Origin of the sequence: Oceanobacillus aidingensis (genome assembly GCF_042654105.1) — a bacterium.
In the GTDB taxonomy this organism is placed as follows: Bacteria; Bacillota; Bacilli; order Bacillales; family Amphibacillaceae; genus Oceanobacillus; species Oceanobacillus oncorhynchi.
The window spans coordinates 28,460-50,010 of the sequence record NZ_JBHSFT010000014.1; the positions used below are offsets into that span (position 1 = coordinate 28,460).

The following is a 21,551-nucleotide window of genomic DNA, read 5'->3' on the forward strand; positions in this document are numbered from 1 at the left end:
AGGGAGGCGGGAAATGATGCTACGTAATGAAATGACAAAATGTTTAAAGATAGCGTATCCGATTATACAGGCACCAATGGCTGGCGGGGTGACTACTTCAAAATTAGTAGCCGAGACTTCGAATGCAGGCGGTTTGGGGATGATTGGGGCAGGGTACATGGCTCCAACGCAAATACGGGATCAAATCAAGGAAATTCAGAAGCTGACATCCAAGCCGTTTGGAATTAATTTGTTTGTCCCTCAACCATTTGATGTTTCAGAAGATAGTATGAAAGCGGCCAATCAGGCTTTAACCACAATTCGTCAGCAATTACATTTACCTGATAAGGATAACTTTGGAATTGCTGATTATAATGAAGTTTTGGAAGCATTTAAAGAACAGATTCAGGTTGTCATCGAAGAACAGGTTCCTATTTGTTCCTTTACCTTTGGCATTCCATCCCAGGAAGTGATTGCAGAATTAAAACAACATAATATAACGCTGATGGGAACGGCTACAACGGTTATGGAGGCAGTTCAAAATGAAGCGGCAGGAATGGATATGGTCGTGGTCCAGGGAAGTGAAGCTGGAGGTCACCGAGGAGGGTTTCTTAATCAGGAACAGGAAAGCTCTGATTCTGTCGGTTTAATGTCCCTGCTACCACAAGTGACGGATGCGATAACGATACCTGTCGTTGCTGCTGGAGGAATCATGGATGGGAGAGGATTAGCAGCCTCGATGTGTTTAGGTGCACAGGGAGTGCAAATGGGGACGGCCTTCCTGACTTGTGTCGAAAGCGGAGCACATCCGGTCCACAAGGAAGCCGTTCTGAGCATTAGTGAGGATCAAACGGTCTACACCCGGTCATTTTCTGGTAAATGGGCGCGGGGAGTTAAAAATCATTTTATCTTAGAAATGCAAAATCATGAAGTATATTTGCCGGATTTTCCTGTTCAAAATACACTGACGCAGGATATTAGAAAAGCTGCCTCTGCAGAGAATAATCCAGATTTCATGTCTCTTTGGTCCGGGCAAAGTACCAGGTTAGCTAAGAGCCAAACGGTTGAAGCATTAATTGAAAATATGGTTGCAGAAGCTAAAAAATTAAATGTAAATATATAAAAATCGTGTTATTGATTCGTTTTTGTATGATGGGGTCAGCTGAATTATTAGGCTGTCCCTTTTTAATATGCAAGATATGTAAAGCAGGGGCTGTCGATACAATAATATTGCAGCCTTAATATCACTTGACTCAATAGAGGCAAAAATAGATTGCCTTATATATGACCTAGCTCCCCCATAATCCCCGTGTTTTACAGCGTCCATCCAAATGTGTAACATGATTAGGCAAAGGGGGAATAGGATAATGACAAACCAAATAAATCGTTTTGAAGGTAAAGTAGCATTGGTGACAGGGGGGCGTTCGGGAATCGGGCAAGCCATCGCGCGTCGCCTGCATGAAGAGGGGGGCGACTGTCATCACTGCGCAGCGCGGCGAGGATAAGATGTTCGACTGGATTCCTGCTGATTTCTCCGATCCACAGACACCTGAGCGCGTTGTAGCGGAGGTCATTGACCGTGCTGGAAAGCTGGATGTTCTGATTAATAATGCTGGCATGATGATGGAAGCAGGAATTGAAGAAATGACCTTAGAGGACTGGCAGCGCAACATCGATTTGAATCTGACTGCACCGTTTCTATTGACTCGTGCCGCTTTGCCTTATCTGCGCAAGACACAAGGCAGTATTGTCAATACCAGTTCGGTGGAGGGGCTGGCTGCAAATCCCGGGCATGCAGCCTATGCTGTCACAAAGTCGGGAATTTTAGGGTTAACTCGTTCCATAGCAGTTGATCATGGACATGAAGGAATACGTTGCAATGCTGTTGCGCCTGGATGGATTGACACCGATTTGAACATTAATCTTATCGAAAATTCACCAGATGCTGAAGCATTCAAACGCGATCTCGGAAAAATTCATCCTGTGGGACGGACCGGAAAACCGGAGGAGGTAGCAGCGCTGGTAGCATTTCTCGCTGCTGATGAAGCAGGCTTTATCACAGGACAGGTTTATACAGTAGATGGAGGCAGAACAACCAAGCTGAGTTTGCCTTAATTTTTTCTCTTTTGAAATATATTGTAATGAAGCGATTTTAAACACATTATTTTTACGATTTACTCCCCCCTGTAGCAGTTTTCAGGCCTGCTTTAGGGGGAGGTATTCCTCTGCTCCTTTTTCATTTTCCCAATATAAAGATCTGACAAAATTTAAAGTATTATCCCGGAAAAGCTTCCTTTTAATACGTTTTTGCCGTGTTGGTTTTTACATAAGAAGGTCGTATCAATTGTTTTTCGATTCTTTTTTGTTTCTTTATATTCTTCAATGAATACTTCACAAGTGATTGTGTCTCCGGTTAAGACAGGGCGTAGAAATTCAAAATTTGCATTACGGGCAAGCACGTTATTATCTCCGCCGATTTTGGTCGGCAGTGTGGCAGTCAACAGGCCTTGAATAACAAGCCTTCCTTGTTCATCAGGAGTTTGATGATGAATGCCTTCATCACCCGAAAGTGCTGTAAATAATTCAACATCCTTTAATGTAAAGGTTCGTTCAAATGTAATGGTATCTCCAGCTTTTAATGACATGATTTCTATTCCTCCGGTTAGTTGTAAATAGTAATTATTTTAAAAATATATTTTTATTTTATAGTAGTTTACTTCTTTAAGCTATCCATCATGTGTGCTGGTATGATATAATTCGCTATTCTTCCTCTCAGCTTATTTATGGCAGGGCGTTTTTTTAAAACGACATAAGATGAATCCATTGAAACATGCATTCACCTTGTTGTTAATTAAAACATACTAACATCAACAATAAAAAAGCCTTCCCTAATTAAGGAAAGACCAGATTATCTAAGTGTATAAAGCCTTTCTGCTAAACCTACAGCAGAGATACCAAGCTTTTCATGATTTGTTGTAACAGCAGCTAAACCATTTTCAAATAAACAAATCTAAAATATAATAAATAGCCCCGCCAAGCGCAGCGGTTATTGGCAATGTAATCACCCAGGTGACAACCATCCGTTTGGCTACTCCCCAATTAACTCCCTTAGGCCGATGCGAGGCTCCAACCCCGAGGATACCGGATGAAATAACATGGGTGGTACTTACAGGTAAATGAATGAGTGTTGCTCCAAAGATGACACCAGCACCAGTAAGGTCAGCTGCAACCCCATTTACCGGACGGATTTTCATAATTTTTCCGCCAACTGTTTTAATAATTCGCCATCCGCCGACAGAAGTTCCAAGCGCCATTGCTGTAGCACATGAAGCTTGTACCCAAAAGGGGATATCTGTCGTTGGATGCATGCCGCCGACAATTAATGCCATCGTAATAATCCCCATTGATTTTTGAGCGTCATTCGTACCATGGGCAAAGGATTGTACCGATGCTGTTAAAATTTGTACGAGCCGAAATCGTTTATTGGTTTTTGCTAAATTGCTGTTTTTAAAAATAACTTTAATAATACTGTATATAATATATCCGATGATAAAGGCAATCACTGGCGAGGAGAGCAGCCCTTCAAGAATCGAGAGAAAACCTTGAAAATGGATGGCATGAACTCCTGCAGATACAATAACTGCTCCCGTAATAGCTCCGATAATTGCGTGAGAGGAGCTGCTCGGGATTCCTGCATACCATGTTACCAGATTCCAGATGATTGCCGCAATCAAAGCAGCTAAAATAACGACTAACCCATTATCCAATTCAAATGGGTCCGTAATGCCGCTCGTAATCGTTTGAGCAACACCGGTAAAGGTTAATGCTCCGACAAAATTCATTACAGCGGCCAATATAATTGCTCTTCTGGGTGTCAAGGCTTTTGTTGATACCGATGTTGCAATGGCGTTTGCTGTATCATGAAACCCGTTTATAAAGTCGAAGAGAAGAGCAAAAATTACAATCAATACGGTAATTACAGTAAGAAAATCCATTTTTTAACCACTCTTTTACGCGTTTTTCATGATGATACTTTGAAGTGTACTTGCTGCATTTTGACAATAGTCAGCAATCTCTTCCAGAATCTCATAAATTTCTTTATACTGAATGACTTTAATAGCATCCTTTTCGGTTTGGAATAAGTTCCTTAAGGATTCACGGTATAACTCGTCGCAGTTACTTTCATATTCTTTGATCCGTATGGCATGCCCTTCTACATCTTTTAATTGATAGTTAGCAATCAATTCCATGGACGTCAAAATTTCTTCGGCGCATTTCAATATATAATTTGTAAATTGATCAATATAATCATCTGAAGATAAAATATGATAAATATCCATTCTGGAGGAGAACTCTTCAATCCCATCCATAATGTCATCCAGATTATTAACAAGCTGAAGAATATCCTCACGCTCAATCGGCGTAATAAAAGCCTGATTTAACTCTTTAATAATTTCATGAACCTTATCATCCGCGACGGATTCATGTTTTTTTATCGTATCGGAAAATTGTTTCAATGTCTCCGAGTCTTTTACCTTGAAATGAACAAAATAATCTGCCGTTTCATGTAAATGCTTTGCAAAATCAACGAGATAAAGGGAAAATTTATCTGGTTTTTTCTTGAACATATTTCTTAACCTCCATTAAACAAAAAGAAACTTCGTATCCTTGTTTCCTATATATTTTACCAGTGATTTATAGAAAATAAAAAATAACTGTCCGATTTTGTCCATTTTCGTCACGAAGTACATTATACACTTTCATTTGATATTTTGTAGCTTTCTGTTAAAGAATATCCAAATATTTTTCATATTGAATTTCCGCAATTTTCTGCTATTATCCTTGGAGGATAGATGAGGAGAGGAAATAACAATGTATTTCTATTCCGGGAAGTGCTGAACGAAGGATATGTAAAGACAGGTTTTATCCAATTATAATAAAAAACGATTGACCTATAGTTAACTATAGGTACTATAATCATTTTCAAAGCGGGTAAGCTATAAAATAAAGTCTATTCGTTTTATAAATACGAGGAGATGTTCAAATGATTTTAAATGAAACGTATCAGCTGTCAAATAAGATTGAAATTCCTAAAATAGGTCTTGGAACGTGGTTTATTGATAATGATGATGCCGCTCAGGCAGTGATAGAGGCTGTGAAACTTGGTTATCGCCATATTGATACGGCTCAGGCATATGGAAATGAAAGTAGCATCAGTCAAGGAATTATAAATTGTGGTGTGAATCGAGAAGATTTATTTATTACCACAAAACTTGCTGCAGAAGTAAAATCCTATGAAGAAGCTGTTTCATCGATTAACCAATCCCTGGAGAAGTTAAATCTTGATTATATTGACATGATGATTATCCATAGTCCGCAGCCATGGATGGAGTTTGACGGAGAAGAGCGTTTCTTTGAAGGGAATCGCGAAGCTTGGCGTGCTCTTGAAGAAGCATATGAAGCAGGAAAACTTCGTGCCATCGGGGTATCTAATTTTCAAAAAAGAGGGTTTGGATAATATTCTTTATCATTGCAATGTCAAACCAATAGTTAACCAGATTTTAGCCCATATCAGCAATACACCATTTGATTTGATTGCATATACGCAGGAACAAGGCATACTTGTCGAGGCATATTCACCAATTGCCCATGGAGAATTATTTAAAAATGAGGAAGTTGCAGCTATTGCTGAAAAATATGATGTTTCCATTCCGCAATTAAGTATCCGCTATACGTTACAGCTTGGCTTGCTGCCATTGCCTAAAACAGCTAATCCGGAGCATATGAAAAATAATGCCGATGTAGACTTTACCATTTCTGATGAGGATATGGAATTCTTGAAAAATGTCGAGCGCATTAAAGATTATGGAGATGCGAGTGACATGCCTGTGTTTGGCGGGAGATTGAAATAAAAGAATACAGCTCCTCACTTAAATAGCTTTTCTTATCCAAATCGTAAATTTATTGATAACGCTTATGCAGGTTTGATGTTACCCAGAAAAGGGAACAAATTATTGGATAAAGCAATCCATAAATAAGTAGATAAACCAGCGTATAGGGGGATTATCAATGTTAAAAAGAAAAGATATTTTTGAATATGCTAAAGAAAGATATGATGTTAAACCGGATTATCCCTGGGAAAAATCTCTAAATTTTGCAGCTTTAAGGCATAAAAATAATGAAAAATGGTTTGGCTTAATTATGGATATCACAGAGGATAAGTTAGGAATAAAAAGCGATAGAAAAATTGATATATTGAATGTAAAAGCTAGAAAAGAATTTATAGGTTCATTAAGAAAAAATGAAAATATATATCCTGCTTATCACATGGATAAAAATAATTGGGTCAGCATTGTTCTAGATTATACCAAGGATTTAGACGATATCCGAGATTTGGTTGCAGAAAGCTATGAATTAACTACCTAAATAATACTTTTAGTCACTTTACAATTAATACACGACTAGAGTTGGTATTGGAGGATGTTTAAAAAGCTCGGTGAAAATGACACTTAAGAAAGAGAATCTTCTGCTAAAAACGCCCACACCATGCGGGCAACGTAGAAGTTACCGCCTCCTGTGGAAGTCCGTTGACTTGCTTTTTCGTTCCTCATTTACCATTTATGTATACTTTAGTATTCAAAGCTGCGTCACCTCGAATTTCTAGATCCTTTTTATCCTGCTTTTTGAATAGGTACTATTAAAAATTTTAATTCTTTAAAAAAGGGACTGTTGCACAATGAAGTAACCATTGTCCAACAGTCCCTTTTTCTCATACATCATAATTCATTTAATAGAGCCATTTTTCATTGGCTAGGTTCTAATAACCTGATTGTGAAAAATCATTTCTCTCATCAGCATTACAAAAGGTATCCAAAAGAAAACGCATCATCTCATATAAACGCTGTCACAGGTTCCAGGCGCCGGTTCATAAAAGCAATGCTGCTTAAATTGACCGGAAAAAGGCTGATCATACCATGTTGGAGGGCATGGGGCATACGGATTAAAGTACCAAAGAGCATACTTCGCCGGGTGTTCCCTCCAAAAATCCAGATTCTGTCTTGCTAATCTTTTTTCAAAATTTCTTGCTCTTTGATAAAACATATTTCCTTTTTGAACGGCTTCAAATGAATAATTTCCTCCTTGAACATGGAAAATGACATCGTCAACAGTTCGCAAGTCAACAAAATCACTGCAATCTGCTACAACGCGATTCACAATGACATTTCCAACATATAGCATGCCTTGTTTTCCTTCGCCTTCCGCTTCTGCTCTCATCATCCTCGCCATTACGTCAACATCTGCTTCTCGGTAAGCTATTCTTCCCATTATCTCACCTCTAGATATAATATGAAGGAAAGGCTGCATTCATGACCATGTCAGCTATAATTTTGAAGTACATGAATACAGGTGGAAAAACATCTGCTATACGAGTGAAAGTAATTAGAAAGAAGGAAAACAAGCACACCGCAAAATATATCAAAAAGCAAATCGTGGATTTTGATATTCTATATTTAGATAAGGAGGGGAGCTTACGTTGAATAACTATAAATTCGTTGTAAAAAAATCCATTATGTATATCGAGGAGCATCTGCACGAGCCGCTTACAATAGAAGACATCGCGCGGCAATCCAATTTTTCGAAATTCCACTTCCACCGTATATTTCAAAAATCGGCAGGTATGACGATTACGGAGTATATTCGGATGCGCAGGCTGGCAAATGCCTCTGCTGCTTTACTCTACTCAAAGGAACGAATTTTGGATATTGCATTTTACTATCAATTTGAATCACAAGAATCCTTTACAAGAGCTTTTAAAAAAATATATAAGCTGCCCCCTGGCCAATATCGCAGGCTGATGTCTGATGTGATAAAAAACAAGGAGGAATCGTACATGGAAACAAAAATAAAGGGCTGGTTTTTGAGCGGGTCAGATCCGTTTAGTTATGAAATGGGTGTGGATCATGAAATTGTTCACCAAGGCAAAGCTTCTGGTTATTTAACATCCAAAACCGTACTGGATTCAACGCATTTTGCCACGATGATGCAGGCATTTAAGGCAGACCGTTTTACGGGAAAACGCATTCGGCTGTCGAGTTTTATCTGCACGAAAGATGTAGAAACCTACGCTGGGATGTGGGTAGATGACACGACGGAGGATGTCGTTCAATTTGATAATATGAGTAATCGCCCTATTAAAGGGACGACAAACTGGAATCGTTATTCGATTGTGTTAGATGTACCGGAAAAAAGTGCGGTTATTTCGTTTGGCATCAATTTAGCCGGTCAGGGAACGGTATGGTCAGATCAATTTACATTTGAAGAAGTAGATGAAAATACGCCCACAACAAATCTGGAGATACAGGGTGAACTGCAGGACGAACCAGTAAATTTATCATTTGAAGAAGAAATATAATGGAAGCGCTGATTTCATTTAGCTTTCGTATAAGAGTTAGTAAGCAAACGGAATCTCAATATATCAAGGGAGGCTGCTTAGCTATAACAAAAGCGGGAGGTGAATCCAATGTTGGGTGAGCTCATAGAGGTTGCCAAATTCTTTCTCGAAATGTTTAAAGGGAACCTGCCAATGGTGCAATTATATGTCATAGCAGGAGGATTATTATTGGGGGTTATTTATGAACTTATATATGAAACCAAACATGAGAGACATAGCTTTTGGTATCTACTGATGGAACGTATTTTTCTGAACATAGCAGGGCTGTTATTTTATATGAGCTTCTATATATTTGGATTAAAAACGCTGCTAAATATATGGCCTTCCTTGCTCGCGAATCATTCCATTGAGGCAGTGAGCTGGCTGGCGATAAGCTCTTATCTAAGTATTGTTTTATTGATTCCTTTGGGGATATATACCGTTAAGAGTAAAAACTTCATTTTTCAAGTGTTTGGGGTCAGTTCTTATTTCATTCTTAGTGGAGTGATTATTACATTGGCTCATACCATTTTTGCACCAAATATCGACTTACCGATCTTGTTAGTACTTTTGAATATACTTGTGAATGCAGCATTAACATTTTTTAGCATGAAATATGAATTCAATAAAAATAGACAAAAAAACATTCATAAATCAACAAAGGCGGCTTCCTCTTGATAGAGAGCCGTCTTTGTTTTTACATGACAAAAATAAATAGTCAATATACCTGAGAAAAGTTCTATTTTAAAAATGGGAGGATTATAAATGTAAGAGAGCAGGGGAAAAGGGGGAGAAAATGATGAAACATAAGAAGCTGGGGTTATTAATCTCATTTATTGTACTAGCTGGGCTGCTGCTTGCGGCTTGTGGAAGCAATGGAGATGATGAAGAAAGTGAGAGCGAGAGCTTGGACAGCAATATCGTAACGATTGCTACAGGCGGAGCGTCTGGTCCTTACAATATTATAGCGACTACCTTAGCGGATATTTACACGAATACGTACGATGTAAACTCAAGAACACAGACAACTGGAGCATCGGCTGAGAATTTAAACCTGATGGCAGAGGAAAAAGTGGAAATGGCTTTTGTGATGAGTGATGCGTTGAGTCAGGCGTTAAATGGGGAAGCGAGCTTCTCAGAACCCTTAGAGGGTATTTCCCAGATTGCGAATTTATATCCGAATGTGGTTCAGATTGTTGCCAGGGCAGATGCTGGGATTGAAACAATAGAAGATTTAGCTGGAAAACGCGTTGCTGTCGGTGATCAGGGATCGGGAGTAGAACTGAATGCCCGTGCGTTATTGGAGGGACACGACATTTCTTATGACGATTTGCAGGCAGATTACCTTGGCTATGCTGAGGCAGCGGATGGCTTATCTTCAGGGCGGATTGATGCGGCTTTTTTAACAAGCGGTTTGCCTAATGCTTCTTTATTAGAATTATCGGAAACGACGGATATTAATTTAGTAACCATCGATGCAGATAATATTACAGAAATCGCAGAGGAACATCCCTACTTTATAGACTTTGAAATTCCGGCTGGCACGTATGGTAACGAGGAGGCTGTTCCAACTGCAGCTGTACCCAATGCGCTGGTTGTGCGCAGTGATTTTAGCGAGGAGGATGTGTATAAATTAACGAAAACATTCTTTGAAAGCCTGGATACCTTAAGTAATTCCCATCAAGCAGCAGAGGATATTTCAATAGAAAATGCTCAGGAGGGGCTTATTGCGCCGTTACACCCGGGAGCTGAAAAATATTTTAATGAGCAATAAGAAAAAAAGAATTTGGATAGGGAGCTCGTTGCTTATCTTGCTCCTTTTTCCTCTTTTCTATCGTATTCCTGTCATCGAAGTAGCGGGAGAGGATACTTCTTTTTTTATCAAAGAGGAAGCGTTTGTTTTAGGATGGATTCATTCGATTGAAAAAGAGGAATGGTTTGAAAGATATCAGAGGAAAGATGAGAAAATCATTTTAAGCGATACGTTTTTTAAAACATTTGGTGCCGGAACTCCCTTTCAAGCCAAGAAAACAATGACAGAAAATGGATTTATTCAAATGGAGCTTGATATAGATTATGAGGATTTAAATGTAACTATTTCTGAATTTGTACAAACTACGCTGTTTATTGGCGATCGTGAAATACCTTTATACCACCATTTTGACCAATATGAAAATGTCATGATTACAACACGAAAATTACCTGTCTGGGAATACATAAGGGGTGATTATTTTTGAAAAATGATAAGCTGCACGCTGCCGCAGATTCTGAGATGTCACAGGACAAGGTAAAGAAGGTACTCGAAAAATATGATTTGGAATCCAATGTACGGAAATGGAACAATAAGTCGATTGTCTGGTTTTTCAGCATTCTGGCGATCAGCTATGCAATATTTCATTTGTATATTACATTTAACCCGCTCCCCACGCTCCTGCAGCGTAATTTTCATTTAATGTTTGGCTTAGGAATGGTCTTTCTGCTTTACCCAACATTTAAAGCCCAAGACCGCAGGAAAATTCCTTTTTACGATTGGATGCTTTTTGGATTAACAATCGCTTCCTGTATTTATTTGTTTACCGTCTATCAGGATATTGTAACGGTACGCGGCGGCGTTGCGAACACTGCCGATATTTTGATGGCGATACTGACAGTTGTTTTAGTGTTTGAAGCTGCACGACGGGTTACCGGCTGGGTTTTACCTATATTGGCTCTGCTATTTCTAGCCTACCCTTTCTTTAGCCATCAGGATTGGCTGCCGAGAATGCTATTAACAAGGCCTTTTGATTTAGCGGATATTTTCGGGCAATTATACACAAAAACTGAAGGGCTATTTTCTACGGCAATCGGTGCGTCTGTGCAATTCATTTTCTTATTCATTTTGTTTGGCGCTTTTTTAGCGAAATCCGGAATGGGGAAATTTTTTAATGATTTGGCTCTGGCACTTGCTGGTCATAAGCAGGGCGGACCGGCAAAGGTAGCTGTTATTTCAAGTGCTTTTATGGGATCAGTCAACGGCTCAGCCGTTGGAAACGTTGTAAGCACTGGTGCCTTTACAATTCCTTTAATGAAACGAATAGGCTATGATAAAAATTTCGCAGGTGCTGTAGAAGCCAGCTCCTCGATCGGCGGCCAAATTTTACCTCCTATTATGGGAGCGAGCGCATTTATTATGGCAGAAACCACAGGAATATCATATGGAACAATCGCTCTTTCCGCAATTATCCCCGCATTTTTATTTTTTTTAAGCAGTATCATGCAGGTTCATTACCGCGCCGGACGTGCAAATCTAAGAGGCTTGCCGAAAGCGGATCTTCCTCAGGTAAAGAAGGTGTTGAAGGAAGGCTGGCATTTATTGATACCGCTCATCAGTTTGATTATGATGCTATTTGCTAATGTGCCTGTTTCTTATGCGGCCTTTTACACCATCATGATTACCGTTGTTGTATCCTGGTTTAGAAAACATACAAGAATGCATTTCAAAGATATTCTGCAGGCATTGGAAACCGGGACCAGACAAGCGTTATCGACAATCGTTGCCTGCGGGGTCGTCGGCATCGTTATCGGAGTAGTTAACTTAACTGGTTTTGGGGCCACATTATCTTCGGCTATAACGAGTCTTGGTGCCGGTTCATTGATGTTCACGTTACTCCTGACGATGCTTGCGTCGATTGTTTTAGGGATGGGTCTGCCGTCCATTCCAGCCTATATTATTACGGCTACCATGGCTGCGCCTGCTTTGGCGGAGTTCGGTATTCCGGTTCTTATTGCACATTTGTTTGTATTCTATTTTGGTATCTTTGCCAACATCACGCCGCCCGTTGCGTTGGCTTCTTTTGCGGCATCCGGTCTGGCAGGCGGGAGCCCGATGAAAACAGGCTTTATATCGCTGAGGTTAGCCATAGCGGGATTCATCGTCCCATTCATATTTGTTTATGAACCGGCCATGCTTTTGATTGATCCATCGGGCTTGCCTGCGAATGCCACAGAGTTTCCTTTTGCAGCGATCCCTCAAATTATAATGGTTGCTGTAAGCTCTGCCATAGCAGTAGTAGCTATCAGCGCTGCCGTTGAAGGATTTATTCATACGAATCTAAATGTCTTAACCAGGCTGGTGCTTGGGATTAGTTCGTTGCTTTTGATCGTACCAGAGTTCATGACGGATATCATTGGATACCCCATTATTATTTTGATTTTTGTTTTAAACTATATTAAGAGTAAAAAAGAAACGCCGGCAGCTGTTTCTTAAGGAACAAATAAGATTAGAAGGAGTCGTGATGCAGTTCTTGCTGCTTGTGGAATATTAGAAAACTTGGTTGGCACCAAGCCTTTAGGTGACAACCATAGTTACACTTATGCAGTAAGAAAGTTTATACTTACTTAACTGCCAAAGAAAGAAGAAGGCTGGAGCAGAAACCTCTCCAGCCTTCTTCTTTAAGATCGCTGCTTATTATAAATTAAATACCGCAGATAATTTTCTAAAGGCCCGGCTATTTGACGACGTTCCATCCAATACGCAATCGACAGCGTAACCATCCACATCACGGTACCGATCAATAACGACGTGGTGACAGTTAAGGATGCCCCTAGATTAAAAGCAATGGGGGACAACAGGATCACTATTAAAACCTCGTGCAGCACGAAAAATGTTAAGGAACGTTTGCCCATTGCAGCAATTGCTTTTACGAGGCCGCCGCGCTGTTTCATGCGGGCTCCTAACCATCCAAACAGTGCTGCATAACTTAAGCCGCCGGCAAAACCAGTGAGAATATGGATGCCATATACAATCCCGGCGGTGAAAAGACTTGGAAACCAAACATCGTTAATCAGCACAAGCGGGATGGCGCCGGCAAGTGAAATGGTAACCCCGATGACGCTTAATTGTTTTAACAGCTTAAGATGATGCTGCGGTTTAATTAATATATTTATATTCCCCAGCCACATTCCAATTAGGACGGAAGGGATAACAGGGAAGGTAATATGCGTAAATAATGGAATAATCGGGATAGAAACCAGACGCTCCAGTATCGTACCTGCATATGTTTCCTGACCAGTTAGCTCTACCGGTAATCCGTACGACTGGTTTTCTGTCAGGACACCACCCCAAAACAATGGAATGTATATGATACAGATAACCGTAGAGATAAGCACATATTTTTTAATCTTTTTGTTATCCTTTTTCAAGCAGGAGACTAACAAAAGACCTGCAATACCATAGGTCATCAAGATATCCTGACCGCCTGCAACCCCGGCGAGGATAGCGCCAAATAATATCAAATACCAGCAGCGTCTCTTAATCAATCGCTTTGCTTCTGCTGTACCTTTTCTTTCTGATTGCTTACGGTAAATCATGACGAGACCATAGCCGAACAGGATAGCAAATAATGGACGTGCCCGATTATCCACGGTGATTTCCATTAGAAAATTTAAGAAATGATCGAATGCTGTACTGCCGGAAACTTTGGTGATGACGCCTGGTTCGATGGTATATAAAAACAATGGGATATGTGAAAGGATTATCAGAAAAAGCATGAAGCCTCGTGCAAGATCCAAAGAAAGTGCACGCTTTGTTTGAGTTGTTTCTAAATCAGCCATGAATCCTCCTCCTCATTTCTTCAGCCTTTTTTATTCCTTAGCTTATTAATCATCCATATCACTCCAGCTATAAAAAGCACAGCTAATATAACAACATCAAATTTGCTTGGATAATTGTCAATAAACGTGCGGACCGGTTCAGGAAGGCTTCCTTGAAAGATTGCATCGACAGCTGTTCTGACTATCGTCAGCAGAAATATAATAAGCTGCAGTAAAAGCAAGATTGGCAGCAGACCAAAACCGCCAATAAACCAATTCCAAGCCAATGCTCCATTAAAAAAATAAATAATAGCAGCCAGTATAAATACCACACTTATAAGAGAAAAGATAATGAAACGAATCCATTGGGCGAATACCAAGGATTCTAAACTGTAAAGGTGCATCACATAGGAAAATGAAAGTATCGATAAAATAATACTTAGCAACGGTATGATACGCTGGAACCAGCGGGGGAGATGATGAAATTCATCAGTTTTATTGTCCATTTTAAACTCCTTTATTAAGTAATCAACATGTAATTTGGTTGATTGATTATATTTTTGGTTGTTTAATCAAAATTTATCATTTAGGACTTTCTTTGTCAAGTAAGCTATCAATCTATTAGCTGACAAAAAATCCTGCCTTCAAGAGGCAGCAGGATGGATTTCAGGGAATAGGCAGGTCAATTTAAGCGTATGTAGAAGAGAGGTTGCTGGCTTTATATTTTGTATTGGTTATCATCTTTTCATTAACAAAAAGAAACCATTTGATAAGGCTGTCATCAACATGGTTTCTTTGTGAGGGAAATATTCTGTATTTTATTCGTAGAATGCTTTTTAAAACACGATGAAGCATCTGCTTTATTCATCCGCCCAATATGAAAACAGGAGACCACGTTCGCCAAACAATGGATCGGTATCAGGTAATGGAACGTTCTTGATATTCGCCAAGTTTTCGGGGCGCTCTTCAGCCTTTCCATAACAAAAATCATAACTTTTCCCATTCGGATAGGCGCCAATTACAGCAAAATCTGTACTGCCTTCCAGCAGTTTGTGACCAACCCCGGCTGGAAGAATGGCTGTATCGCCTTGTTCAACCTGTATCTGTTCTCCCTGTTTCCCGCCAAGCTGAAGCTGAGCGGATCCGCTGACTACGGCAAGAACTTCATGTGTATTACTATGATAATGATGAAAAGAAGCAACACCTCCACGCCATGCGCCCAGCCAGTTATTTTTTGTTAAAATTGCTTTTACATCGTCCGTTGAAGTTATTACATCTCTGTATAAAAGCAGCGGATAGGTCGGATTGTTTGGAATTGAGCCGTCATCTTTGAATTGCAAGAATTTTATCTCCACATCTTCCGGATGTTTCATGCTTCTTCCCCTCCTTCAAAAAGCTTTTGTTGCTTTCTTTCCCTGCAACGAAGAAATAAAACATGTGAATGTAAAATAATTTCTTCTATAATAATAGATACATGGAAAAGAAGAACAAGCTTGGTGGAAGGGTATTACAAATTAAAATGAGGAAGCTGCTGCATGAAAGGAGACAGTCAAATGCATTTTCGAAAAGCTCAAAAAGAAGACTTACCTGCCATCGTCCGCTTATTAGCTGACGATGGATTAGGTTCCGGACGTGAAAGGTATGAAGATCCTTTGCCTGAGGAATATGATCAAGCTTTTGATGCAATGGAGGCTCAAATCGGAAATCAGGTTATTTTAGCTTTGGAAGAAGAGGAGGTTATCGGCTGTATTCAATTGACCATTATTCCTGGATTAGCAAGATTAGGGATGAAGCGGGCGCAAATTGAGGGCGTGCGGGTGGATAAGAAGTATCGCGGAAAAAGGGTAGGGGAAGCTTTGTTTAAAGAAGCGATTGCTATCGCAAAAGCGGAAAAATGCGGGCTAGTGCAGCTGACAACAGATAAACAGCGCAATGATGCGCATCGTTTTTACGAAAGATTAGGTTTTTCTGCAAGCCATGAAGGAATGAAATTAATTTTTAAAATGGAAAAGTAATCAACACAGAGTAAAATAAGGTGCAATTCTGTTATAACAAGGATTGCACCTTATTTTTTATCGACGGCATAAATATCTTCCCGAAGTTTAAAGGGCTGTAGTGTTTATTTGGTTGTTGACATTTTGTCAACGTTTGGATATATTGTTTAATAGATTATTAGCTTATCTGACTGGCGATATTTTAAACGATACAGCCGTCACTGATACTTTTGTAATTGTCTTAACTCAAGTGACGCTAACCATCAAACATCACTATAAATGAAGGGATAGCATATATGTCTGCAGATAATTTTGGTAATAAATTAAAAATGCTATTACATGCTAAATCAATGACGGTAAGAAAATGCAGTGAGCAGACCGGTATTGATAAAGGGACCATTTCACGTATTATCAATGGAAAACGAAAAGCAAACATCCAGCACTTAAAAAAGTTTGCTTCTTGTTTTGATATACCGCTTATAGAACTTCTGCACGCTGCCGGTTATTCCATACACGCTGATGAAGCGCGTGAGATTTCAGATATGCATACATCCATAGAAGAAATTCAGCAAATACTAAAGGCATCGGATCTTTACAATAATCATTTAAGTACAACTGCCGTTGAGCAGCAATTAGACAGGTATGAACAAAATGCCCAAACAGAGGAAGGAAAACAAATTATTCATAATCAGTTTAAGAAAAAGCTTGATGAAGTAGGCAGCATTGGTCCATTTATTAATCAACTCAAGGATTTTTATGCACAATTTGCACAATATAAGAGGGATCCCTTTACTTTAGCTGTCATGGGAGGTGTATTATTATATTTTATTACACCGTTCGATGTAGTTCCTGATTATATTTTCCCTATTGGATATATGGATGATGCTATCGCAGTACAAATTGCTTTAAAAAAACTTTCTAACTAAAAGAATATACAAGGAGCATTCAATATGAAAAGACGTGAAAGAAAATCTGGAAAGCGGAAATGGATACGGCGTGTTCTGTTACTTGTTTTCGTCTGCATCATTGCGGCAGGAGCCTATATCATTACGCAATATTATCAAGGATTATCCGAAGCAAGTGAAGGTCAATACAAGGACGATGGTACAACCTTTATTCCATTTGAAGGATCAGAACCGCAATTTGGAGAAATAAATGTTTTAATGATAGGCAGTGATACCCGTGGAGAAGAGCGCGGGCTCTCGGATACAATTATGATTGCCAACTATAATCAGGAAACCCATGATATAAAACTAGCTTCCATTATGCGTGATACATACGTAGAGATACCTGGATATGGCATGCAGAAGATTAATGCTGCATTTGCATTTGATGGTCCCGAACTGCTCAGACAAACGCTGAAGCAAACTTTTGATATCGATTTACACTATTATGCAGTGGTCGATTTCGAAGGCTTTTCCAAAATCGCAGATATTATCGCTCCTGATGGTATTGAAGTGGATATCCCGCATCAAATGTCAGAGGATATCGGAATGACACTTGAACCAGGGCGACAAGTCTTACATGGAGACGAACTGCTTGGCTATGTGCGCTTTCGGAAGGATGCAGATGGAGACTACGGAAGAGTGCAGCGGCAGCAGGAAATAATAGGCAAGCTGAAAGATGAAGCGGTAAGTATCCACGGTCTGATGAAATTGCCAAAGCTTTTAGGCGTTGCTGATCCATACATTGATACGAATGTAGATAGTAAAACCATTCTTACAATAGGAAAAGGACTGATTAGCGGCAGTGAACACCCGATGGAAACATTAAGAATTCCTGTAGATAATTCCTATCAAAACGTCCGGACCGACGTTGGAGCTGTGTTAGAAATCGATGCAGAACAAAATAAACAAGCTCTTGAAGAATTTTTATCAGCAGATAGGGAATAAAAATTTGTACTACTGATTTCTAAGCTTATATTCGCCAGCCTGTTTGTAAATAGAGAAATAAGGGTAAAATTACTATATGTCCATATGATAACTTACAATCAGCAACTTTCTGAGTAAGTGAATTACTCTATACAAAGGAGCGAATAGAAATGGCAAACAGCAGAATCAAATTAAAGAAAAAAGAATTGGTTGCAAAAGATACAATGGCTTTTCATTGGGAAATGCCAGATGGATTTGAATTTAAAGCAGGTCAGCTGACCCATATTAAATTGATTAATCCAAGCGAGATAGATGAGAAAGGAACGGAAAGAGCATTGTCATTCGTTTATGCACCGAGTGAAAAAGAATTAGTTACAACAACCCGGCTGAGAGATTCCGCTTTTAAACGAGAATTAAAAGACCTTCCCGAAGGCAGTGAAGTCGAATTTGACGGAGCAAACGGAAGCTTTACCTTGCATAAAACGGAATCAACGCCGGCAGTATTTCTCATTGGCGGTATCGGTATCACCCCGATTCGAAGCATGATCGCAGAGGCTACCAATCAGAAAACAGACCATGACCTTACATTGCTGTATTCGAATAAAACACCGGAGGATGCACCGTTTTTATCTGATTTTGAAGATATGGAAAAAAGAAATCGTCATTTCACCTTTGTCCCAGTCATGACAAGGTCGGATGCGGATGAATGGAGCGGAGAAAGAGGGCATATCGATGCCGAGCTGCTTAAGCGGTATGTTTCCGATATTAATAAGCCGATATATTATTTATCCGGACCCGGCGATATGGTAGAAGCCATGCAGAAAATGCTTGTAGATGCCGGTGTCAATGAAGATAATATCCGGTCTGAGGAGTTTGCAGGGTACTAAAAGGTTATATTCTAGAATGAATTTCTTTGAAATAATAAAGAGAAAACACCCCTGAAATTAGATTTTTAATCTGTTTTCAGGGGTGTTTCATGTGATTTCCAAAGTAACGATAGGATAAATGAAGGAAGGCTGGGCTTATTATAACGATGATGAATTGATTAGAAAAACCTATTGCCAGCTAACGCGAAGTCTGTATATGATAATAGCAACTTCTCTCTATGAGAAAAATGAAGGAGCAGATGATGATTACAGATGAAATTCTTTCTACGCTATTTGTAGTTGGCGGCTTTTTGATCCTTTTACTTATTGTTTATGTTTTTAGCAAAATACCTGGTTCCGGCCTTATCTTTCGTTTTATTCGCAGACTTTTTCTGATTCTGTGGAGTATTGTTATTTTAGGTCTAACTTTCTTTATGTTCTTTATGGTCGGCTATATGGTGATCGTGTTCTTTACGTTTAATGGAAGCGAAGAGGGAATCTTATACCAAGGAGAGCCGATAAACTTTTTGATTGGTGATAATGCGAGAGACGCAGCATTTTTTACGATGCTTTATGCTGGCTTTTGCCTGGTGGCTGTATATATTATTTCGTTTATTTTGGCGATGGGGCGGAAGGTTACGCGTGTCAGCAGAAGGTTCCATGCTGAAATTATTTTAGTTGCTATGATTGGTTTGGTATTTACTGTATTTCCTGTTGTGGTTGAGTCGGTTTTACCAGATTTTGAAGTGGGGCGTTATGGGAGATATGCACTTGGTGTTCTGCCACTGATGATGTATATCCAGGCACAAATGAAAAAATCCAGAGAACGCCGGGGGAATGGACGCTACCCTTCTCGTAAGGAGCGGTTCTATCGCGATTTGAATGAGAAGCAGTCCAATCGAGCTGGGAAATTCTAAGGTGTTTTTATACAACTTCTCAAAAAATAATATGTTTGGAATTGAAAAACCTCGTTTGGAAGGTTTGTCGCATTGATGAACCTTTCAAACGAGGTTTTTTATATCGTTGACAGTTATATCGGGTTACGATATACTAAATTATATCGTCAGTCGATATAACGTGAACAAATATAAAAAGATGAGGAGATAATAAGATGCAGAATGAGCAGATAGCTTTAACAGAAGCGGTTTATTACACGCTGCTTTCTCTATATAAGCCGCTTCATGGTTACGGGATTATGCAAAAAGTAGAAATGATGTCAGCGGGAAGAGTGACTCTCGCAGCGGGTACGCTATATGGTGCTTTGAATAACCTGTTAGACAAGGGCTGGATTGAGGCTCTTCCTAAAAATGTTAATAATCGAAAAAAAGAGTATCTCATTACCGCCCAAGGGAAGAAAATGGTGGAGATGGAACTGTTAAGACTGCAAGAGCTGATTAATAACGGAAAGAAAATAGTAGAAATGGAGGAAAAGGACAATGGAGAAAAAAGTTAAAAAGCTTTTCACTGTCTGGAAATTTGCCGAAGAAGAGCAATGGTTAAACGAAATGGCTTCAGATGGTTGGGAGTTGGTAAAAGTAAGTGTACCCAATTATCGTTTTATAAAAAGCACTCCCAATAAATACATTTATCGATTGGAATTACTCGATCCAAAATTAACGAAAAAAGAACGCAAAGATTACATTGATTTTATGGAAGAAACCGGAGCGGAGAAAATTGGAGAGTTTTCTAACTGGATTTATTTTCGTAAAAACGCTGAACTAGGAGAATTTAATATCTTTTCTGATTTGGATTCAAGGATTGTACACTTAAAGAGGATGTTTCAGCGTCTTCTTGCTGGATTTATTTCGATTATAACGATTTTAATTTTTTCAACTGTGTTGATGATAAATAATTCTACTCCTTATATTTTATCAATGATTACAACGGTTATATTCGTTTTAATTCTATGCTTGTTCTTATATGGATTGATCCAAATAAATAAACGAAAAAAAGAACTGGCAGAAGAGCGACAATTTAGAGAATAAAAATAGGATTGATTTAAACCGCCTATTTGTCAGGGATTATTGTCTTTTTATTAGTAGGAAAAAGTGATAAATCAATGACTTTATGTTCTTATAAAAAGTGCCTGAGAGTTTGACTTAGGCACTTTTTTAAACGCTTATAACTTAAATCGCTGGAAATTATAAACTCAACTTCCGCACATTAAAAAGTAACTTCATTTCTATAGAAACAGGGGGGGTGATCGTTCCTTCGATAACCCCTTGACAAAGAATAAAAGGTGAAGTGTAAAGCACCGCTGAGGCGGACCATATTGCTTTCCGACGTACAGGACGTACTAGTGCAGACGTTGCAACAAATGTTTTCGATGGGGTTGCGATTACTCACCCCATCGAAAACATTTGTACGTCGGAAAGCGGCGTGGTTGGCCGGAGCGGAGCTAAGCACCATCACCAATTCCAAAAAGGCCGGATATTTCACCAAAATGCAAGCATGGTAATGGAGAACATGTTCACCCTGAAATAGCAAAATATATTTGCTTATTCTTAGGTGCGAAAGTTGAGTTATAAATAATAACAACTATCTTCTAAAGCCATGCAACTTAAATCCGCTGTCTACTTTACAAATAGTAATACAATAACACCGGCAATAATTAGAAGCAGAATTAAAATACCTGTACCTTTCCATCCTAACCCGCCAACTAAATCGGACAAGCCTCCACCATGAATACTGCTTGATGATTTTTTAAATTCCTCTTGCCGGAGTCTTTCTCTGGTTTCTTCGGGAGTTTCTTTGTCATTACGCATAAACGAACCCCACCTTTGATAATATTTCCTCTAACCATTGAAATAAGTCTCTTACCTGTGACTATAGCATATCC

Annotated in this window: 24 protein-coding genes and 1 pseudogene; 17 read left to right on the forward strand and 8 right to left on the reverse strand. The window is 39.3% G+C overall.

Annotation, left to right across the window (positions count from 1 at the left end):
• Positions 1–16 precede the first annotated feature (16 nt).
• Together ACFO3P_RS09630 and ACFO3P_RS09635 are read left to right on the forward strand one after the other, a co-directional pair.
• Complete coding sequence (locus tag ACFO3P_RS09630; RefSeq protein WP_193063213.1) at positions 17–1,102, forward strand: NAD(P)H-dependent flavin oxidoreductase; 1,086 nt, start codon at positions 17–19, stop codon at positions 1,100–1,102.
• A 244-nt stretch (positions 1,103–1,346) separates the two neighbouring features.
• Positions 1,347–2,094 (forward strand): annotated as a pseudogene (locus ACFO3P_RS09635) (SDR family NAD(P)-dependent oxidoreductase).
• Between the two features lie 152 nt (positions 2,095–2,246).
• Here ACFO3P_RS09635 and ACFO3P_RS09640 read toward each other — a convergent pair.
• The 3 genes from ACFO3P_RS09640 to ACFO3P_RS09650 form a co-directional block, all read right to left on the reverse strand.
• Positions 2,247–2,624 carry an FAS1-like dehydratase domain-containing protein gene (locus tag ACFO3P_RS09640; RefSeq protein ID WP_193063165.1) on the reverse strand — a complete coding sequence of 126 codons (378 nt, stop codon included), beginning with the start codon at positions 2,622–2,624 and terminating at the stop codon, positions 2,247–2,249.
• Between the two features lie 351 nt (positions 2,625–2,975).
• On the reverse strand, positions 2,976–3,974 hold the full coding sequence (locus ACFO3P_RS09645; protein WP_289585183.1) for an inorganic phosphate transporter: 999 nt from the start codon (positions 3,972–3,974) through the stop codon (positions 2,976–2,978).
• A gap of 15 nt (positions 3,975–3,989) precedes the next feature.
• A complete protein-coding gene (locus ACFO3P_RS09650) occupies positions 3,990–4,607 on the reverse strand; it encodes a DUF47 domain-containing protein (RefSeq protein WP_193063169.1) in 618 nt (205 codons plus the stop codon).
• A 416-nt stretch (positions 4,608–5,023) separates the two neighbouring features.
• Between ACFO3P_RS09650 and ACFO3P_RS09655 the strand changes: the two genes are divergently transcribed.
• The 3 genes from ACFO3P_RS09655 to ACFO3P_RS09665 all read left to right on the forward strand — a co-directional run bounded on the left by ACFO3P_RS09655 (position 5,024) and on the right by ACFO3P_RS09665 (position 6,405).
• Positions 5,024–5,497, forward strand: a complete 474-nt coding sequence (locus tag ACFO3P_RS09655; protein WP_264299287.1) for an aldo/keto reductase family protein — start codon at positions 5,024–5,026, stop codon at positions 5,495–5,497.
• Entirely contained in the window at positions 5,490–5,891 is a 402-nt protein-coding gene (locus ACFO3P_RS09660; protein WP_264299288.1) for an aldo/keto reductase, read from the forward strand. Before ACFO3P_RS09655 ends, ACFO3P_RS09660 begins: the two co-directional genes overlap by 8 nt.
• A 157-nt stretch (positions 5,892–6,048) precedes the next feature.
• The gene (locus tag ACFO3P_RS09665; RefSeq protein WP_193063170.1) at positions 6,049–6,405 is read left to right on the forward strand and encodes an MmcQ/YjbR family DNA-binding protein; all 357 of its coding nucleotides are present in this window, start codon (positions 6,049–6,051) and stop codon (positions 6,403–6,405) included.
• Between the two features lie 459 nt (positions 6,406–6,864).
• On the opposite strand, the gene ACFO3P_RS09670 is transcribed toward ACFO3P_RS09665, so the two are convergent.
• Positions 6,865–7,305 (reverse strand): cell wall hydrolase, encoded by a 441-nt coding sequence (locus tag ACFO3P_RS09670; protein ID WP_042532712.1) that lies wholly within the window; start codon positions 7,303–7,305, stop codon positions 6,865–6,867.
• A gap of 244 nt (positions 7,306–7,549) precedes the next feature.
• Here ACFO3P_RS09670 and ACFO3P_RS09675 point away from each other — a divergent pair, with 244 nt between their 5' ends.
• The 5 genes from ACFO3P_RS09675 (at position 7,550) to ACFO3P_RS09695 (ending at position 12,656) form a co-directional block, all read left to right on the forward strand.
• A complete protein-coding gene (locus ACFO3P_RS09675) occupies positions 7,550–8,392 on the forward strand; it encodes a helix-turn-helix transcriptional regulator (RefSeq protein WP_289585194.1) in 843 nt (280 codons plus the stop codon).
• Positions 8,393–8,500: 108 nt separating this feature from the next.
• Positions 8,501–9,088, forward strand: coding sequence for a hypothetical protein (locus ACFO3P_RS09680; protein ID WP_256705954.1), 588 nt, complete (start codon positions 8,501–8,503; stop codon positions 9,086–9,088).
• Between the two features lie 121 nt (positions 9,089–9,209).
• Positions 9,210–10,184, forward strand: a complete 975-nt coding sequence (locus ACFO3P_RS09685) for a TAXI family TRAP transporter solute-binding subunit (RefSeq protein WP_042532716.1) — start codon at positions 9,210–9,212, stop codon at positions 10,182–10,184.
• Positions 10,138–10,647, forward strand: a complete 510-nt coding sequence (locus ACFO3P_RS09690) for a DUF1850 domain-containing protein (protein WP_052485003.1) — start codon at positions 10,138–10,140, stop codon at positions 10,645–10,647. The genes ACFO3P_RS09685 and ACFO3P_RS09690 overlap by 47 nt, the downstream gene beginning before the upstream one ends.
• A gap of 35 nt (positions 10,648–10,682) precedes the next feature.
• A complete protein-coding gene (locus tag ACFO3P_RS09695; protein WP_042536086.1) occupies positions 10,683–12,656 on the forward strand; it encodes a TRAP transporter permease in 1,974 nt (657 codons plus the stop codon).
• A 185-nt stretch (positions 12,657–12,841) separates the two neighbouring features.
• Here ACFO3P_RS09695 and ACFO3P_RS09700 read toward each other — a convergent pair whose 3' ends face one another.
• The 3 genes from ACFO3P_RS09700 to ACFO3P_RS09710 all read right to left on the reverse strand — a co-directional run bounded on the left by ACFO3P_RS09700 (position 12,842) and on the right by ACFO3P_RS09710 (position 15,354).
• On the reverse strand, positions 12,842–14,002 hold the full coding sequence (locus tag ACFO3P_RS09700; RefSeq protein ID WP_042532718.1) for a DUF418 domain-containing protein: 1,161 nt from the start codon (positions 14,000–14,002) through the stop codon (positions 12,842–12,844).
• 20 nt (positions 14,003–14,022) lie between these two features.
• A complete protein-coding gene (locus tag ACFO3P_RS09705) occupies positions 14,023–14,487 on the reverse strand; it encodes a hypothetical protein (RefSeq protein WP_256705956.1) in 465 nt (154 codons plus the stop codon).
• Between the two features lie 354 nt (positions 14,488–14,841).
• Positions 14,842–15,354, reverse strand: coding sequence for a cupin domain-containing protein (locus ACFO3P_RS09710; RefSeq protein WP_256705957.1), 513 nt, complete (start codon positions 15,352–15,354; stop codon positions 14,842–14,844).
• Between the two features lie 180 nt (positions 15,355–15,534).
• Here ACFO3P_RS09710 and ACFO3P_RS09715 point away from each other — a divergent pair, with 180 nt between their 5' ends.
• From ACFO3P_RS09715 to ACFO3P_RS09745, 7 genes are all read left to right on the forward strand, one after another.
• The gene (locus tag ACFO3P_RS09715) at positions 15,535–15,996 is read left to right on the forward strand and encodes a GNAT family N-acetyltransferase (protein ID WP_256705958.1); all 462 of its coding nucleotides are present in this window, start codon (positions 15,535–15,537) and stop codon (positions 15,994–15,996) included.
• A gap of 275 nt (positions 15,997–16,271) precedes the next feature.
• The gene (locus tag ACFO3P_RS09720) at positions 16,272–16,901 is read left to right on the forward strand and encodes a DUF1232 domain-containing protein (protein WP_042532724.1); all 630 of its coding nucleotides are present in this window, start codon (positions 16,272–16,274) and stop codon (positions 16,899–16,901) included.
• Between the two features lie 24 nt (positions 16,902–16,925).
• Positions 16,926–17,867: an LCP family protein gene (locus ACFO3P_RS09725; protein ID WP_042532726.1), complete on the forward strand. Its 942-nt coding sequence runs from the start codon at positions 16,926–16,928 to the stop codon at positions 17,865–17,867.
• 149 nt (positions 17,868–18,016) lie between these two features.
• Complete coding sequence (locus ACFO3P_RS09730; RefSeq protein ID WP_193063174.1) at positions 18,017–18,733, forward strand: FAD-dependent oxidoreductase; 717 nt, start codon at positions 18,017–18,019, stop codon at positions 18,731–18,733.
• A gap of 242 nt (positions 18,734–18,975) precedes the next feature.
• Positions 18,976–19,629 (forward strand): hypothetical protein, encoded by a 654-nt coding sequence (locus ACFO3P_RS09735; RefSeq protein WP_042532727.1) that lies wholly within the window; start codon positions 18,976–18,978, stop codon positions 19,627–19,629.
• A gap of 194 nt (positions 19,630–19,823) precedes the next feature.
• Positions 19,824–20,165, forward strand: coding sequence for a PadR family transcriptional regulator (locus tag ACFO3P_RS09740; protein ID WP_042532730.1), 342 nt, complete (start codon positions 19,824–19,826; stop codon positions 20,163–20,165).
• Positions 20,149–20,697: a DUF2812 domain-containing protein gene (locus tag ACFO3P_RS09745; RefSeq protein ID WP_052485004.1), complete on the forward strand. Its 549-nt coding sequence runs from the start codon at positions 20,149–20,151 to the stop codon at positions 20,695–20,697. Before ACFO3P_RS09740 ends, ACFO3P_RS09745 begins: the two co-directional genes overlap by 17 nt.
• Positions 20,698–21,285: 588 nt before the next feature.
• On the opposite strand, the gene ACFO3P_RS09750 is transcribed toward ACFO3P_RS09745, so the two are convergent.
• On the reverse strand, positions 21,286–21,477 hold the full coding sequence (locus ACFO3P_RS09750; RefSeq protein ID WP_042532734.1) for a DUF6366 family protein: 192 nt from the start codon (positions 21,475–21,477) through the stop codon (positions 21,286–21,288).
• Positions 21,478–21,551 lie beyond the last annotated feature (74 nt).